Below are 549 nucleotides of genomic sequence, written 5' to 3'. Positions count from 1 at the left end.
GTAAGTAAGTGAGCATAAAACTCTCAGGAAAAAGGCTTAAGAACAAGGCAGCTATTTTCGACAAGAAACTTCGATAAGTCGTTATTCTACAATCAAGATTTCTAACGATGTTATCAAGTGATTTAACAAACTAGGCTGACCCATTGTTTACTATTATAGGTATTGCTAATAGTGGTATTTGCTACGATTGGTCATATCTAGTGTAAATTGCAGCAGCTAATGAGACTAGACTAAGGCGAATATTCAGATACAAAAAACCAGCACTGCGGCTGGTTTTTTTAATGATGACAAATGCACCACATTATAAAGACTGCAGAGTTATAAATATTGGATTATTTATAACCTCACGTCATTAGATTAAGCGTTACCTTTTACCTGCACATTTAATTGCTCAGCAAAATCTAGCATGCGGTTCAATGGGATAAGGGACTTCACGCGCAGTTCGTCAGAAACGAAGATCTCGTGTTGCTCGCCACCATTCTCAAGCGCATTTTCAATCGCTTCAAGGCCGTTCATTGCCATCCAAGGACAGTGCGCGCAGCTTCGACA

Annotated in this window: 1 pseudogene; it reads right to left on the bottom strand. The window is 39.3% G+C overall.

Annotated features, from left to right (window positions below):
* Positions 1 to 357: 357 nt before the first annotated feature.
* Positions 358 to 549 (bottom strand): annotated as a pseudogene (locus AB4653_RS11630) (quinolinate synthase NadA); the annotation flags it as partial.

Source organism: Vibrio sp. 10N.222.48.A3 (genome assembly GCF_041475345.1).
GTDB classification, from domain to species: Bacteria; Pseudomonadota; Gammaproteobacteria; order Enterobacterales; family Vibrionaceae; genus Vibrio; species Vibrio tasmaniensis_A.
Note: the sequence above shows the minus strand (reverse complement) of the source record. Positions and strands in the feature narration are given on the sequence as shown.